A 15315-nucleotide genomic window follows, 5' to 3' on the forward strand; every position below is an offset into this window, starting at 1 on the left:
GGAAAGCATTCCCGCCCGGACCGGCCGCCTGGGTAGCCTCGCGGGCATGAGGATCGGCATTGTGGGGGCCACCGGCCAGGTCGGTGGCGTGATGCGGCAGGTGCTGGCGGAGCGCGACTTCCCGGCGGAGCAGGTGCGGCTGTTCGCCTCCGCCCGGTCGGCCGGGCGCACGCTGCCCTGGCGCGACGGCGAGGTGACGGTCGAGGACGCGGCGACCGCCGACTACTCCGGGCTGGACATCGTGCTCTTCTCGGCGGGCAAGGGCACCGCGAAGGAGCTCGCCCCCCGGGTCGCCGCCGCCGGCGCCGTGGTCATCGACAACTCCTCGGGCTTCCGGATGGACCCGGAGGTGCCGCTGGTGGTGGCCGAGGTCAACCCGCACGCCGCCGCCGTCCGCCCGAAGGGCATCATCGCCAACCCGAACTGCACCACGATGGCCGCCATGCCGGTGCTGCGCCCGCTGCACGCCGAGGCGGAGCTGGTCGGCCTGGTCGTCTCGACCTACCAGGCGGTCTCCGGGGCCGGCCTGGCCGGGGTCGCCGAGCTGGACGAGCAGGTCCGCAAGGTCGCCGAGGACGCCAGCGCGCTCGCCTTCGACGGTGCCGCCGTGCAGTTCCCCACGCCGCGCTCCTTCGCCCGGCCGATCGCCTTCAACGTGCTCCCGCTCGCCGGCTCGATCGTCGACGACGGCTCGTTCGAGACCGACGAGGAGCAGAAGCTGCGCAACGAGAGCCGCAAGATCCTGGACATCCCGGGGCTGAAGGTCTCCGGCACCTGCGTCCGGGTGCCCGTCTTCACCGGTCACTCGCTCCAGATCAACGCCCGGTTCGCCCGGCCGCTCACCCCGCAGCGGGCCCGCGAGCTGCTCGACGGCGCGCCCGGCGTGGCCCTGTCCGAGGTGCCGACCCCGCTGGAGGCCGCCGGCCAGGACCCGACGTACGTGGGCCGGATCCGCGCCGACGAGACCGTCGAGCACGGTCTGGCGCTGTTCTGCTCCAACGACAACCTGCGCAAGGGCGCCGCGCTGAACGCGGTGCAGATCGCCGAGCTGGTCGCCGCCGAACTCCGCTGAGCCGCCCGCCCGCCCCTCCGCCGGCCCGGCCCACCGCCCGCCCCGCCCGGTCCGCCGTGCCCGTCCGGCCCACCGCCGGCGGGGTGCGGCGGTCCGGTGAGCGGGGCCGGCCCGGGCGGGACCGGTCGATCCGGGTGCGGGCGACCCGTCAAACGGGCATATTGGTGCCTCTCAGGTGTGTCGCCCGCGCGGCGTACCACGCCGCCGAAAGCGACGCGGAGGATCCCATGGCGGACGAACGGGCCCGAGCGGCCCTGACCGATCTCATCGCCGGCCGCCGGGTCGGCGTGCTCGCCACCATCAAACGGGACGGCCGGCCGCAGCTGTCCAACGTGCTCTACGCCTTCGACCGCGAGCGCGCGCTGATCCGCGTCTCGGTCACCGACGACCGGGCCAAGACCGCCAACCTGCGCCGCGACCCCCGGGCCAGCTTCCAGGTCAGCAGCGAGGACGGCTGGGCGTACGCGGTGGCGGAGGCGCGGGCGGAGCTGACCCCGGTGGCGGCCGGACCGGACGACCCCACCGTCGAGGAACTGATCGGGCTCTACCGGGCGGTGCAGGGCGAACACCCCGACTGGGACGACTTCCGCGCCGCCATGGTCGCCGAGCGGCGCCTCGTGCTGCGCCTGCACGTCGAGCGGCTCTACGGCATGCCCCCGCCCGGCTAGGGGCTGTCGCGGCGGCGGTGTGGCGGCGGCCCGGCGGGTATACCGGGCTCCTGCGTAACGCCGGCGACCGCACGGCCGGCGGGAACGGGGGAGCCGATGAGCGCCGAGCGGGCACGACCGGGACCGGTCGCGGCGCAGGAGGAGGCGGCGCTGCGGTCGGACACCGCACGGGCCGTCGGGTTCAGCGACGCCGTCTTCGCGATCATCATCACGGTGCTGGTCCTGGAGCTCAACCCGCCCGAGGTGCACCCCGGCGGGATGGGGCACCTCCTGCTCGAACAGTGGCCCACCTACCTGGCGTACGTCACGTCGTACCTCTGGGTCGCGGTGGGCTGGCTCAACCACAAGGGCACCTTCCACCGCATCCGCAGCACCGATCGCGGCCTGCACTGGTGGAACCTCGGGGTGCTCTTCAGCACCGCGCTGCTGCCGTTCGCCACGGTCGTCGTCTCCCGGTCGGTGCAGGCCGGCGACCGGGCCGACGAGACGGTGGCGGTGGTGCTGTACGCGGCGGTCGGGGTGATCCTCTCCGCCGCCTGGCTCGGGCTCTACCACTACCTCAGCCGGCACGAGGACCTGTTGCAGGAGCGCGTCCCGGCCCGGTTCTTCGCCGTCGAACGCGGTCGGGCGGTGTTCGGCATCGGCGCGTACGCGGTCGCCGCGCTGGTCGGCTGGCTGGGCGCGGTGCCGGTGGCGCTGGTGATCTTCCTGCTGCTGCCGCCGTTCTACGCGCTGTCCAGCAACGGCTTCTACGACCTGCGGCGGCGGCTGCGGCGGCACCGGTGAGCACGCGTTACCTGCTGCGGCGTGGCGGGTAGACGGGGCCTGCCGACACCGAGAGGGGAGCACCATGACAACGGTCGGAGAGTTCATGACGACCCGGTTGGTGACGATGGACGGCAACGACACGCTCACCGCGGCGGCGCAGGAGATGCGCGACAGCGCGATCGGCGACGTGGTGGTGACCGCGGGAGACGACGTGGTCGGCATCGTCACGGATCGGGACATCACGGTCCGTGCGGTGGCCGAGAACATGGATCCGAACACCACCAGGCTCAACCAGGTCACCAGCAAGGACGTGGTGACGGTCAGCCAGTACGACGACGCCGTCGCCGCGGCCGACCTGATGCGCACCTACGCCGTACGCCGGCTGCCGGTGATCGACGACGGCAAGCTGGTCGGCCTGGTGTCGATGGGTGACCTGGCGGTCGAGCGGGAACCGCAGTCGGTGCTGGCCGACATCAGCGCCGACGAGCCCAACAACTGACCTGTCCGCCGCGGGCCGTGACGCCGGCTCCCCTCGCGGGGGCCGGCGTCCGTCCTGCCCGGGGGGTCCCTCAGCCGGACTCCACCCGGACCGTCACGGCGGACGCCCCACGGGCCAGTCGTACCGTCTCCGCCTCCGCCTCGATCCGCTCGCCGGCCCGACGCGACAGTCGGGTGAACGGGGTGACGGTCAGGTCGAGCCGACCCCGGCCGGACTGCCGGGCCCGCCAGGTGCCGCCGATCTCGCCGTCGACCAGCAGCGCGCCCGGGTTGCCGAGCATCCGCCACAGCTCTCGCTGGTGCGCCGGGTCGGGAACCAGGACGTCCCGGTCCCGCGCCTGCAGGAACGGGTCGCCGGTCGGCAGGAGGCGGACGCCGTCCAGCGGCTCGGCGCCCCGCAGCGCGTCCAGTCGGTCGGTGGGCAGCCACGCCCGCCGGCCGTCCACCCGGACCTCGGTCAGCTCGGCCGCCGGCCACACCGCTCGCAGCTCGGTGGCGGAGGTGCCCAGGAAGCCGGCCACGTCCGCCACGGTGGCCGGCCCGAGCAGGCGGAGATACGCCAGCACCAGGCCCGCCGTGCCCGCCGCCCGCGTGGGCAGGGGCGGCCGGTCGGCCAGCGGCGCCAGCCGGGCCCCCCGCCCGGACACCTCGAGCCGGACGCCGCCGGCCAGCCCGGCCTGCTGGAAGAGGGACCCGGAGACGTGCCGCGCCGCGCAGGGCCCGCAGTCGTAGCTCAGCTCGGCGGGGATGCGGTCGGTGACCGCCCGGCTCACCGCGCCCTTGTCCATGGCGGTGGTGACCACCTCCCGGAAGGCCTGCGCGGTGCGCTGGAAGGCGACCGTGCCGAGCTTCGTCACCCCGGCGCGGATCCGCCCGGCCACCCGGCGCGCGGCGTCGGCGTCGCTGAGCGGCCACAGCGCGGCGGCCAGCTCGGTCAGCTCGGCGCGGCGGTGCAGGTGCGGCGCTCCCCGGGCGGCCCAGACCAGCTCCAGGCGGTCGTCGTCGAGGCCGTCGGCACCGCGCGGCCAGCGCCAGCCGGGCCGAGCCGTAGGGGGTGTCCTGCACGCCCAGGTCGAGCACCGCCAGATCGGCCGGGCGCAGCCCGGGCCGGTCGAGCTGCTGCGCCGCGGCCCGGTGAGCGAGCACCCGGCCGCGGTCGACCGTCGGCACCGTCGCCATCGGCCCTCCTGTCGTCGTCCGTCGAGCAGGCTACTGCGCGGGTACGACGCCCGCCCGGACTCACCCGATCCGGGCGAGGTTGACGGCGTGCCGGACGGGGACCCGGTCGGCGTACGTCGTGATGCCGTGGATCGACGGGGGGAGTGGATGGTGGACCCGACCACGAGGTTCTTCGAGGATCTCGACCGGCGGGGTTACGAGCCCCTGCTGGAGAAGACCTCGGGGACGTTGCGCTTCGACCTGCACGAGGGGGCGCAGACGACACATTGGCTGCTCCAGATCGACCGGGGCAGGCTCGAGGTGAGCCAGGAGGACCGGGAGGCGGACACGGTGATCGGCACCGATCCGGTGTTCTTCGGAGACATGGTCGCGGGCCGCGAGAACGCGATCGCCGCGGTGCTGCGGGGCGACATGACCGTCTCGGGTAACCCGCGACTGTTGCTCCAGGTGGAACGGATCTTCCCGGGTCCCGTCACCTCCACCGGCCCCCGTCACGAATTCCGCAGGGAGGCCCGCTGATGGCGCAGAGCAACATGATCCGCATCCTGGACGGCAACACCTTCGTCGTCTCCCAGGACACCGGCGACATCGAGGCGACGCCGAGCGAGCCGACCGGCCTGTTCTCCCTCGACACCCGCTTCCTGTCGAAGTGGGTGCTCACGGTCAACGGCGAGCGGCTCAACGCGCTCTCCTTCGACGATCTGCAGTACTACGAGGCGCGGTTCTTCCTGGTGCCCGGCATGGCCACCCACTACATCGACGCCAAGCTGTCGATCATCCGGGAGCGCGCCGTGGGCGGCAGCTTCCGTGAGCAGGTGACCATCCTCAACCACGACGAGAAGCCGGTGGACCTGGAGATCCGGATGGACGCCGGCTCCGACTTCGCCGACCTGTTCCAGGTCAAGGACGAGATCCTGAACAAGAAGGGCGAGATCTACACGGAGGTGGAGGCGGACCGGCTGCGCCTGGGCTACCGGCGGGGCAACTTCAAGCGGGAGACGGTGATCTCGGCGTCCCGCCCGGCCCGCTACGACAAGAACGGGTTCGCGTTCAGCGTCCACCTGGAGCCCAACGAGCAGTGGGACACCGCCATCCAGGTGGACACGTCCGCGCTCGGCCCGGGCGGTCGGGACCTGCGGATGGGTGTGCGGGCACACAGCACCGAGCGGCTCGCCCTCGAGCACGACCTCCAGGAGTGGGTGGCCAAGGCTCCCAAGGTCAACAGTGAACACCCGGAGCTGGCGTCGACCTACCGGCGCAGTCTGATCGACCTGGCGGCGCTGCGCTTCTCGCCGCTGTCCCTCGGTGGCGCGGCGCTCCCCGCGGCCGGCCTGCCCTGGTTCATGACGATGTTCGGCCGGGACAGCATCCTGACCAGCCTGCAGGTGCTGCCGTTCGCCCCCGACCTGTCCAAGACCACGCTGCGCATCCTCGGCGCGTTGCAGGGGACCCGGTTCGACGATTTCCGGGACGAGGATCCGGGCCGGATCCTGCACGAGATGCGCTACGGCGAGACCGCCGCCTTCGAGGAGCAGCCGCACTCGCCGTACTACGGGTCGGTCGACGCCACGCCGCTCTTCGTGATCCTGCTCGACGAGTACGAGAAGTGGAGCGGGGACGTCGCGCTGGTCCGCGAGCTGGAACGGGAGTGCCGGGCCGCGCTCAAGTGGATCGACGAGTACGCCGACCTGGTCGGCAGCGGCTACATCTGGTACGAGCGGCGCAACAGCGAGACCGGCCTGGAGAACCAGTGCTGGAAGGACTCCTGGGACTCGATCCAGTACCGCGACGGCACGCTGCCGCCGTTTCCCCGGGCCACCTGTGAGGTGCAGGGCTACGCGTACGACGCGAAGCTGCGCGCCGCCCGGCTGGCCCGGGAGTTCTGGGACGACCCGGGGTACGCCGACCAGTTGGAGCGGGAGGCCGCGCAGCTCAAGGAGCGGTTCAACCGGGACTGGTGGGTGGAGGACGGCGAGTACTACGCCCTCGCCCTGGACCCGGAGGGGCGCCAGTGCGCCACCCTGAGTTCCAACATCGGGCATCTGCTGTGGAGCGGGATCGTCGACCAGGACCGGGCCGAGAAGATCGCCCACCACCTGGTCGGTCCCCGGCTCTTCTCCGGCTGGGGAGTGCGCACCCTCGCCGAGGGCGAGGTCCGGTACAACCCGATCGGCTACCACAACGGCACGATCTGGCCCTTCGACAACTCTTTCATCGCCTGGGGCCTGCGCCGGTACGGCTTCAACGAGGAGGCCGCCACCATCGCCAGCGGGATCCTCGACGCCGCCCGGTACTTCAACGGGCGGCTGCCGGAGGCGTTCGGCGGCTATCCCCGGGGGCAGACCAAGTTCCCGGTGGAGTACCCGACCGCGTGCAGCCCGCAGGCGTGGTCCACCGGCACCCCGCTGCTGCTGCTGCGCACCATGCTCGGGCTGGAGCCGCACGAGGGGCACCTGGCGGTCGAGCCGATGCTGCCGGTGGGCATGGGGCGGATCGAGGTGCTGGACATCCCGGGCCGGTGGGGTCGGGTGGACGCCTTCGCCCGGGGCCGGTTGGACATGGAGAAACTCGTCGAGTGAGCCAGTTTCGCCTGCTCTCCCGCCGCCCGTTCAGGGCCGGTGGGGGAGCAGGCAGAACTCGTTGCCCTCGGGGTCGGCGAGGACCGTCCAGCCCGGCAGCTCCCGGACCACGGTGGCGCCGGCCGCCAGCACGTCGGCCCGCTCCTCGGCGTCGCCCACCAGGTCGAGGTGGATCCGACCGGGGGCGGGCAGGTCGGGCACGGGGGAGATCCAGACGTCGGGGCGGTGCCCGTGCGGGTCGCGCAGCAGGACCGACTCGCCCGGGTCCAGCGACCGGTCGGCGAGCTTCGCCTCGTCCTCCGGCACCACCGGCAGCCCGGTGACCACGCTCCAGAAGGGCGCCAGCAGGTACGGGTCGCGGCAGTGGATCACGATGGAGTGCAGCTCCGGCATGCGTCGACGGTAGCCCCGCCGACTCCCAGTGGGCGGCGGATTTCTCCGCCGGTCAGCGGGCCGGTAGGACGGTGTCGAGGAACGCGGTGGTGACCGCCCGGATGTCCGGCCGGTCCAGGGCCGGGGCGTGGCCGCCGTGGGTGATCCAGGCGTGGGTGGGATGGCCGGCGGCGATGAGCGCGCCGGTGAGGGCGACCGACTGGCCCACCGGGACGGCCGCGTCGCCGGTGCCGTGCACCAGCAGCACCGGCACCCGGTTGCCGAGGTGGCTGGCGACGGTCGCGTCGACGGTGGCGGGGTCACCGGCGGCCGGCGGGTGGCCCAGCAGGTCGGCCCACGGGTCGTCGTCGGCCCGTGCCCGTCGCCACTCGTCGTCCAGCGGGTCGCTCACCGGCCAGTACGCCAGCCCCGCCGCCACGTCGTCCGGCCGGTCGATCCCGCGCAGCGCCAGGTGCAGGGCCAGGGTGCCGCCGGCCGAGTCTCCGGCGACGAGCAGCGGCAGCCCACCCGCCTCCTCGCGGGCGGCCCGCGCCGCCCGGCGGACGTCGTCGAGCTGCGCCGGCCAGTGCGCCTGGTGGGAGAAGCGGTAGGTCGCCGCCACCACCCGCAGCCCGAGCCGGGCCAGGGCCGCGCCGTCCTCGTCCGACCGGCCACGCCACCCGCCGCCGTGGATCCAGAGCAGGACCGCGCGTTGCGTCATCCCGCCATCCTGGGCCGCGGGCGCCGGCCGGGGCGAGCCCTTCTGCCAGCGGCAGAGCGACGGACCCGGGGCCGAACCACCGAGGACCGGTTTCGGGCCCTACGGGTCCGTAACCTACGCGGGGTAAAGTTGGCGAATGTCGGAACTCGTGTACCCCCCTGTGATCGCCGCCGCCAAGACGATGTTCCGGGTCCTCGACCTGCGCCTGACCGTCGAGGGCAGCCATCACGTCCCGCGTACCGGCGGGGCCGTGCTGGCCAGCAACCACGTCAGCTATCTCGACTTCATCTTCTGCGGCTACGGGGCGCACGAATCCCGCCGGCTGGTCCGGTTCATGGCGAAGCACGAGGTCTTCGCGCACAAGGTCTCCGGCCCGCTGATGCGCGGCATGAAGCACATCCCGGTGAACCGCCGCGCCGGCGCCGGGTCGTACAACGCCGCGGTGGACGCGCTCCGGCGCGGCGAGGTGGTCGGCGTCTTCCCCGAGGCGACGATCAGCCGCTCGCTCACCGTCAAGGAGCTCAAGAACGGGGCCGCCCGGATGTCGCAGGAGGCCTCCGTGCCGCTGCTGCCGGTGGCGCTCTGGGGCACCCAGCGGCTCTGGACCAAGGGCCGGCCGAAGAACCTGACCCGCCGGCACACCCCGATCACCATCCTGCTCGGCGAGCCGATGGACCCGGCGGACTGGCCGGACGCCGCCGCCATGACCGTCGAGCTGAAGAGCCGGCTGTCCGCCCTGGTCGACCGGGCCCAGCGGGAGTACCCGGACAAGCCGGCCGGCCCGGACGACGCCTGGTGGCAGCCCGCCCACCTCGGCGGCACGGCCCCCACCCTCGAGGAGGCGGCCGAGCTGGACCGGCGCGGGCGGCGCACCGCCGCATCCTGAGGCTTCCGCTCCGGCTCCGCCCCGCACGACGCCCCGCCTTCCGTGGGCCGGGGCGGTGACCGGATCGTTCCGCATCCGGGCATGATGGTGTCTGCCGCCCCGGCAGCCACCCGGCCAGGATCTACAGCCATGAGCAGAGCAGCACTCGTCGTGATCGACGTCCAGGAGTCCTTCCGTCAGCGCCCGATCTGGGCCCACGCGTCGCAGCCCGACATCGTGCGCCAGGTCGACCGGCTGGTCGACGCCGCGCGTCGCCGGGGCGACCTGGTGGTCTGGGTCCTGCACGCCGAGCCGGGCAGCGGGACCGTCTTCGACCCGGCGCTCGGCCACGTCCGGCTGATCGAGGGGCTGACCCCGGTGGCCGGCGAGCCCACCCTCGTCAAGACGTCGCACAACGCCTTCACCACCACCAACCTCCAGCAGATCCTCACCATGGCCGGCATCCGCGAGCTGTCCGTCTGCGGCATCCGCACCGAGCAGTGCGTCGAGACCACCACCCGGGTCGGCTGCGATCTGGGCTACGAGATGACGTTCGTGACCGACGCGACGGTGACCTTCCCGACCCCGCACCGGGACCTGCCGCCGACCGCCACCGTCGAGGAGATCCTCGCCGACCCGCGCACCCTCTCCGGCGCGGAGATGACCGCCCGGACGGAGTACGCCCTCGCCGGCCGCTTCGCCACCGTCCGCACCGTCGACGAGGTGGCCGGGGCGACCCCGGTCGGCGCGCGGAGCTGACCCCGATGGCCCGGGTCGTCTTCCTGCTGGTCCCGCAGCTGCACCTGCTGGACCTGGCCGGCCCGGCCCAGGTCTTCTCCACCGCCGCCGACAACGGGTACGACTACCGGCTGCACTACGTCGCCGAACGGGACACCGTGCCGACCGTGCAGGGCGTACCGCTGGGGGCCGCCACCGGGTGGCCGGAGCTGGACGCGGACGACCTGGTGGTCGTACCCGGTTGGCGGCCGCGGGCGCACGGCCCGGCGGGGCCGGTCGGCCGGGACGACCTGCGGCGTCTGGCCGACCACCACGCCCGCGGCGGCACGGTGGCCAGCATCTGCGCCGGCGCGTTCGCGCTCGGCCGGGCCGGCCTGCTGGACGGTCGGCGCTGCACCACCCACCACGAGGTGCAGGACGACCTGGCCCGGGTCTTCCCGGCCGCCCGGGTGGTCCGGGACGTGCTCTACGTGGTGGACGACCGGGTGGTGACCTCCGCCGGCATCGCCAGCGGCATCGACGTGGCGCTGCACCTGGTGGCCACCCGGCACGGCCCGGCCGCCGCCGCCCGGATCGCCCGCACCCTGGTGGTCTACGCCCGGCGCAACGGGCACGAGCAGCAGGCCAGCGCGATGATGCGGCACCGCTCGCACCTGTCCGACGCGGCCCACCGGGTGCAGGACCTCATCGACAACCGGTTCTCCGAACCGCTGCCGCTGGCCGACCTGGCCGCCGCCGGCGGGGTCGCGGAACGCACCCTGACCCGACTGTTCCGCCAGGCCACCGGGCTCACGCCGCTCGGCTACCAGCAGCTGCTGCGGGTCGAGCGGGCCGAGCACCTGATCGGGCACGGGGCCACCGTCGAGTCCGCCGCCCGGGCCGTCGGGTTCACCGACGCCCGGATGCTGCGTCGGCTACGGGCCCGGGCTCACTCGCCGACCGCGTCCCGCGCCGACGGCGCCGGCGTGCGGTAGTAGTCGTCCCGGGACAGGAACTCCACCGGCAGCGAACCGGGCAGCGTCACCCGGGCCACCCCGTCCAGCGGACCGGGTGCCGCCCGGCGGGCCAGCTCGTCGCGCTCCGGCGGGGAGAGTTCGACCAGGTCCGGGTGGCTCAGCCGGAAACTGGCCACCGACCGGCGGACCAGCCGGGCCAGCTCCGTCACCGTGTCGGCCGGACCGCCGAGGGCGAGCGCCGGCTGCTGGATGGTCCGCAGCGCGTCGCAGACCACCAGCAGCTCCCCGTCGGCCGTCGAGTCCGGGGCGGACCGCTCCGCCGCTGGCCCGGCGGGTGGCGGCAGCTCCAGGCGGGACGGCCACTGCCAGCGGATCTGCCCGCTGACCAGGCGGGACAGCCGAAGAGCGCGCCGGTGCCGGGCGTCGCTACGGCCGTCCCGCCCGGAGACCACGGCCAGCTCGGCGCCGGCGCACACGTACGCCAGCCGCCGGTCGGTGACGGTGACGGTGGCCGGCGCGGGCAGCACCCACTGCCGCCGGGTGCCGGTGGGGCTGAGCAGGCAACCGGCCACCGGGGTACGCAGCCGCCGCAACACCCGCTCGCCCGGCTCGGGAACCAGCTCGTAGCGCCGGTCCAGCACCGGCCGGAGCTCGTCGTCCGGCGCGTCGAAGCGGTGCGGTGCGATGAAGAACGGGGACGCGTCCTCGCGCATCGTCACGACCTCCCGGCGGTTGACCTCCTGCCGGTAAGCCTCGCTCAGCCCGCCGGGCCTGTCATGACAGCCGTTAGGGGGTCGGCCGGTCGGCCGCCGCCTGCGACCGGTAGATACCGATCTCCTCCGGTCGGACGAGGCCGTCCTCGATCGCCCGGGCCAGCAGCGCCGCCTTGGTCGCCGCCGGCCGGCCCGCCCGGGTGTACTTGATCCGCGCCCGGTCCACGTACTGCTTGACGGTGTGCTCGCTGATCCGCATCCGACGGGCCACCGACGCCTTCGACATCGACTGGAACCAGAGCAGCAGCGCCTCCCGTTCCTTGTCGGACAGGGCCGGGCGGTCGGGGCGGGGGTCACCCACCATCGCCCCGGCCAGCGCCGGTGGCACGTACGGGCGGTCGCTGGCGGCGGCCAGCACGGTCGCCACGCAGTGTTCCCGCCCCTCGTGCTTGGCCAGGAAGGCCGCCGCCCCGGCGTCCAGCGCGGCGAGCATCGTCGCCGGGTCGGTGTGCTCGGAGTAGACCACCACCCGCCGACCGGCCGCGCTCAGCTCGGCCAGCTTGTCGAGCACCATCCGCCCGTGCAGGCGCAGGTCCAGCAGGACCACGTCGGCGTCCGGCGCGTCGCGCAGCACCTGGTCCGGATCGTCCCCGGCGGCCAGGACGCGCAGCTGCGGCTCGGCGGCCAGCCAGGCCCGCACCCCGTCGATCACCACCGGGTGGTCGTCCACGATGGCCACCCCGACGGGCCGGTCCCCGCTCACGTCCTGCGCCACCGGGTCTGCGTCCACCTGATCTCCCCGTCCCGCTCCTGCACGTGCTCCACCTGGCCGTCGTCCTCGGCGTGGCTGGGCGGACCGGTCCCGGCGGAATCGTCCACCTCGGGAGTGACCATGCTGACCACCACCTCGTCCCGGCCGGCGACCACGGTCAGCCGGGCCCAGCGCCGTGCCTCGGCCAGCGCGGCGGTCGGCGGGTCCACCAGCCGGCGGCGGACCTCCACCGGCAGCGGCGGGGGCGTGCCGATGGCGACCAGGTCGATCGGCAGGCCGTTCCGCTCGGCCAGGTCGGCGGCGGCGCGCAGCTCGTGCAGCAGCGGGTCCGGCACGTCGTCCGACTCGGCGATCAGCCGGCGCAGCCGGGCCGCGGCGAGCACGCACCGGCGCTGCACCAGCGGGTCGGCCGGATCGGCGCGCCCGTCGGCCAGTTCGGCCAGCACCTCCTCGGCGGCGCCGCTGACCAGGGCTAGCCGGGCCTGCCGCTCCCGCCGGGCCCGCTCGGCCGCGTCCCGCTCGGCGGCCACCGCGAGGGTGGCCGTCGCCGTCGCGGCGCGTTGCCGGGCCAGGCCGGCGATCACCGCGGCGCCGGTGAAGACCGCGATGGGCAGCGACGACGTGCCGTAGGCGTACATCACGTACCGGGTCAGGTCGGCGGTGGCGGTCGCGCCGTGCCCGAGCAGCGCGGCCAGCGCGATCAGCGAGTGGGCGGCGAGCAGCGCGAGCAGCCAGGGGATCCGCCGCCCCCAGAGCGCCACGACCAGGAACCAGCCGAGGGTGCCCCAGACCCAGTTGGCGGCGGTGAACAACAGCTCCCGCCCGCTGGCCGCGAAGACCGCCGCGTCCACCGCCAGCAGCACCGCTACCAGCGGCAGCGCCGGCGGCCGGCCCCCGCCCAGCAGCCGGGCCGCTGCGTATCCGCCGGTCGCGGCGACGACCAGCCAGCCGGCCGCGACCACCGCCGGCGCCGCCAGCTCGGACCACGACCCCAGCAGCGCCGGCAACCCGATCACCGCGTGCCAGACCAGCGCGATGGCGACGGCCGCGATCCGGGCGCCCCGGTCCGAGGCGCGGGCCACGTCGACCGCCGGGACGTCGTCCGGCGGCGGGCGGCTCGCCGGGGACGGATCGACCCGGGGTACGGCGACCGGGCCGGTGTCGAGGTCAGCCGACATGGGGCCATTCCAACCGGATCCGGGTGCCCTCGCCAGGGGCGGAGGTCACCTCCGCGTGCCCGCCGACCTCGGCGAGCCGCCCGCGTACCGACTCGCGCAGCCCGTACCGGTGGGCCGGGACGGCGGCCGGGTCGAAGCCGGGACCGTCGTCGAGAACCTCGACCACGACGGTCTCCGCCTCGGTGGTCAGCCGCAGCGTCACGGCCGCGTCGGGCGCGTGCCGGGCCACGTTGGCCAGCGCGGCGGCGGTGGCGTCCGCGAGCGCGGTGACGGCCGGGGCCGGGGCGGCGCAGGGCGCCAGCTCGGCGGTCACCGCCAGCTCCGGGTGGGCGTCGCGCACCGCCCGCAACCGCTCGTCGACCGCGACCCGGCCGGCGACCGGCGCGGACCGCGCGTCGGCGAGCCCGACGAGGGTACGCAGGTCGGCCCCGGCCCGCCGGCGCAGCGCCGGCGACCCGTCGGGCACCGCACCGAGGCCGACCATGGTGAGCGTGCCGAGGACGGTGTCGTGCAGGTCCCGGTTCTGCCGTCGCTCGGCCTCCCGGGTGGTACGGGCGATCAGCGCGTCCCGGCGCAACCCCTGGTAGGCGGCGAACGCCCGGTCGGCCCGGCCGATCCGCCGGCGCATGACGGCGGTCATCATCGCCGTCAGCCCGGTCTGCCCGAGCAGGGTCGCCGCGTGGGCGGTGGCCTCGGCCGGGTTGCCGGCGGCGGTGGCGCCGGTGGCGTAGGCGGCGGTGAGCAGCAGCCCCGCCGGGACCGACCAGCGGGCGGCGGCGGTGGCCTGCGTGTTGATCACAGTGGTGCTGGCCAGCACCGCGATCCAGCTGCCCTCACCCGGCAGCACCTCCGGCGCGACCAGGTGGGGGATGAGCAGGCACGCCGTCGTGGTGAGGGCCACGTCCCCGGTGACCAGCGCGGCGCCGATCCCGGCGCGCAGCGCGCGGACGGCGTAGAGCACCGACCACGCCGTCAGCACCGCGACCGCCACGAGCAGCGCCCCGGTCCGCACCGGCGGGGTGCGCACCGCCAGCGCGGTGACCGCCCCGACCAGCCCGCAGCTGAGCCGCAGCAGGGCCGGCAGGGTGGTGAAGATGAGCGTGAACGCGCCACCGGCCGGCCGGTCCAACATCGACGGCGGCGGGGTCGGAGCGGGTACGGCGGACATCGGGGAGGCGTCCTTCGGGCAGCGACCCGTCCGGGTCCGCGCAGCGGTAGATCGACGACGGAGAATAGCACGGTACGTCCGTTCCGATCACCTTCGGTACGCGTCGTGTCGCTGACCGGTCAACAGGCTCCCACCGTCGCGACGGCGAGCAGGTGGCAGCTGACCCCGGTCACCGCCGGGTCGCACTCGAACGCCCGCGCGCAGGCGACCGCCTCGCGGAACAGCGTGGACTCCTCGGCCGCGCCGAGCGTCTCCAGCACCGGCCAGAGCGGACCCTCGATGCCGTACACGGTGACCGCCGGCAGCCCGGCGGCGGTGAACTCGTCCACCAGCTGCTCCCGGCGGTGGAAGTAGGCGGTGGTGAAGCCGGTGGCCGGGTCGTTGACCCCCGTCGCGTACGCAGCCAGGATCGCCGGCCGGGTGTCGTCGTCCACCCGGCCCTGCCGGACCAGGTCGATCATCGGGGTGTTGCGGCTGATCGCGGCGGCCAGCACCGGCCCGCCCGGACGGGTGACCCGGGCGGCCTCCCGCAGCGCGGTGACCCGCTCGTCCCGCTCGGTCAGGTGGTACAGCGGGCCGAGCAGCAGCGCGGCGTCCACACTGGCGTCCGCGTACGGCAGGTGCCGCGCGTCGCCCACGCTGGCGCTCGCCACCGGGTGGTCGCGCCGGGCCGCCGCCGCGTGCGCCGGCACCAGGTCGACCAGGTGCACCGGGTGGCCGGCGGCGGCCAGCCAGCCCGCGTACGCCCCCGGGCCACCACCCAGGTCGAGCACCGTCGCGGGCGCCGGCGGCAGCAGCCGGGCCAGCAACTCCCGGGTACGGGTCCGCTCCAGCCGCCCCTGCGGCGTGCGGTCCAGCCGGCCGGCCTCGTCGTAGACCTCTGTGTAGTAGCGGCGGATGTCCGGCTCGGGCGCTCGGGTCGACGGCATCCGTCGATGGTGGGGCGTGGACGCGCCGCCGTCACCCGGGTTTTCGCGCCGGCTCCTCACGGGGTGTGAGCAGGTGTGACGTCCTCGCGATCACGAAAGGGCCGGTGTGACGTATCGGGGGAGGTCGGCGCTGAGGGGC

General features: G+C 74.5%; 17 protein-coding genes. 9 read left to right on the top strand and 8 right to left on the bottom strand.

The features are described 5' to 3' along the window. Positions 1 to 46: 46 nt before the first annotated feature. From M2302_RS01060 to M2302_RS01075, 4 genes are all read left to right on the top strand, one after another. Positions 47 to 1072, top strand: coding sequence for an aspartate-semialdehyde dehydrogenase (locus M2302_RS01060; RefSeq protein WP_280836082.1), 1026 nt, complete (start codon positions 47 to 49; stop codon positions 1070 to 1072). A 227-nt stretch (positions 1073 to 1299) separates the two neighbouring features. Continuing rightward, positions 1300 to 1740, top strand: a complete 441-nt coding sequence (locus tag M2302_RS01065; protein WP_280836083.1) for a PPOX class F420-dependent oxidoreductase — start codon at positions 1300 to 1302, stop codon at positions 1738 to 1740. Positions 1741 to 1836: 96 nt separating this feature from the next. Further along, a complete protein-coding gene (locus M2302_RS01070; RefSeq protein ID WP_280836084.1) occupies positions 1837 to 2526 on the top strand; it encodes a TMEM175 family protein in 690 nt (229 codons plus the stop codon). Between the two features lie 64 nt (positions 2527 to 2590). Continuing rightward, positions 2591 to 3007 (top strand): CBS domain-containing protein, encoded by a 417-nt coding sequence (locus tag M2302_RS01075; protein ID WP_088960657.1) that lies wholly within the window; start codon positions 2591 to 2593, stop codon positions 3005 to 3007. Positions 3008 to 3077: 70 nt separating this feature from the next. On the opposite strand, the gene M2302_RS01080 is transcribed toward M2302_RS01075, so the two are convergent. Continuing rightward, complete coding sequence (locus M2302_RS01080; protein WP_280836085.1) at positions 3078 to 4349, bottom strand: crosslink repair DNA glycosylase YcaQ family protein; 1272 nt, start codon at positions 4347 to 4349, stop codon at positions 3078 to 3080. Between M2302_RS01080 and M2302_RS01085 the strand changes: the two genes are divergently transcribed. Then, positions 4333 to 4704 (top strand): SCP2 sterol-binding domain-containing protein, encoded by a 372-nt coding sequence (locus M2302_RS01085; RefSeq protein ID WP_280836086.1) that lies wholly within the window; start codon positions 4333 to 4335, stop codon positions 4702 to 4704. The genes M2302_RS01080 and M2302_RS01085 overlap by 17 nt on opposite strands. After that, positions 4704 to 6764, top strand: a complete 2061-nt coding sequence (locus M2302_RS01090) for a glycogen debranching N-terminal domain-containing protein (protein WP_280836087.1) — start codon at positions 4704 to 4706, stop codon at positions 6762 to 6764. The genes M2302_RS01085 and M2302_RS01090 overlap by 1 nt, the downstream gene beginning before the upstream one ends. A 30-nt stretch (positions 6765 to 6794) precedes the next feature. On the opposite strand, the gene M2302_RS01095 is transcribed toward M2302_RS01090, so the two are convergent. Both M2302_RS01095 and M2302_RS01100 read right to left on the bottom strand, forming a co-directional pair. Further along, entirely contained in the window at positions 6795 to 7157 is a 363-nt protein-coding gene (locus M2302_RS01095; protein WP_210775658.1) for a VOC family protein, read from the bottom strand. Positions 7158 to 7209: 52 nt separating this feature from the next. Further along, the gene (locus M2302_RS01100; protein WP_280836088.1) at positions 7210 to 7857 is read right to left on the bottom strand and encodes an alpha/beta hydrolase; all 648 of its coding nucleotides are present in this window, start codon (positions 7855 to 7857) and stop codon (positions 7210 to 7212) included. Positions 7858 to 7993: 136 nt separating this feature from the next. On the opposite strand from M2302_RS01100, the gene M2302_RS01105 reads away from it, so the two are divergent. The 3 genes from M2302_RS01105 to M2302_RS01115 all read left to right on the top strand — a co-directional run bounded on the left by M2302_RS01105 (position 7994) and on the right by M2302_RS01115 (position 10434). Further along, the gene (locus M2302_RS01105; RefSeq protein WP_280836089.1) at positions 7994 to 8743 is read left to right on the top strand and encodes a lysophospholipid acyltransferase family protein; all 750 of its coding nucleotides are present in this window, start codon (positions 7994 to 7996) and stop codon (positions 8741 to 8743) included. 129 nt (positions 8744 to 8872) lie between these two features. Beyond that, complete coding sequence (locus M2302_RS01110) at positions 8873 to 9481, top strand: isochorismatase family protein (RefSeq protein ID WP_280836090.1); 609 nt, start codon at positions 8873 to 8875, stop codon at positions 9479 to 9481. A 5-nt stretch (positions 9482 to 9486) separates the two neighbouring features. Next, the gene (locus tag M2302_RS01115) at positions 9487 to 10434 is read left to right on the top strand and encodes a DJ-1/PfpI family protein (RefSeq protein WP_280836091.1); all 948 of its coding nucleotides are present in this window, start codon (positions 9487 to 9489) and stop codon (positions 10432 to 10434) included. Here the strand turns inward: M2302_RS01115 and M2302_RS01120 are convergent. From M2302_RS01120 to M2302_RS01140, 5 genes are all read right to left on the bottom strand, one after another. After that, entirely contained in the window at positions 10389 to 11129 is a 741-nt protein-coding gene (locus tag M2302_RS01120; protein WP_280836092.1) for a hypothetical protein, read from the bottom strand. The genes M2302_RS01115 and M2302_RS01120 overlap by 46 nt on opposite strands. A gap of 73 nt (positions 11130 to 11202) precedes the next feature. Beyond that, positions 11203 to 11919: a response regulator transcription factor gene (locus M2302_RS01125; RefSeq protein ID WP_280836093.1), complete on the bottom strand. Its 717-nt coding sequence runs from the start codon at positions 11917 to 11919 to the stop codon at positions 11203 to 11205. Next, complete coding sequence (locus M2302_RS01130) at positions 11889 to 13079, bottom strand: hypothetical protein (protein WP_280836094.1); 1191 nt, start codon at positions 13077 to 13079, stop codon at positions 11889 to 11891. The genes M2302_RS01125 and M2302_RS01130 overlap by 31 nt, the downstream gene beginning before the upstream one ends. Next, positions 13069 to 14247, bottom strand: a complete 1179-nt coding sequence (locus M2302_RS01135) for an ATP-binding protein (protein ID WP_280836095.1) — start codon at positions 14245 to 14247, stop codon at positions 13069 to 13071. The genes M2302_RS01130 and M2302_RS01135 overlap by 11 nt, the downstream gene beginning before the upstream one ends. Positions 14248 to 14366: 119 nt before the next feature. Next, a complete protein-coding gene (locus M2302_RS01140; RefSeq protein ID WP_280836096.1) occupies positions 14367 to 15176 on the bottom strand; it encodes a class I SAM-dependent methyltransferase in 810 nt (269 codons plus the stop codon). Positions 15177 to 15315: the final 139 nt, after the last annotated feature.

The organism is Micromonospora sp. A200, assembly GCF_029893845.1.
GTDB classification, from domain to species: domain Bacteria; phylum Actinomycetota; class Actinomycetes; order Mycobacteriales; family Micromonosporaceae; genus Micromonospora; species Micromonospora purpureochromogenes.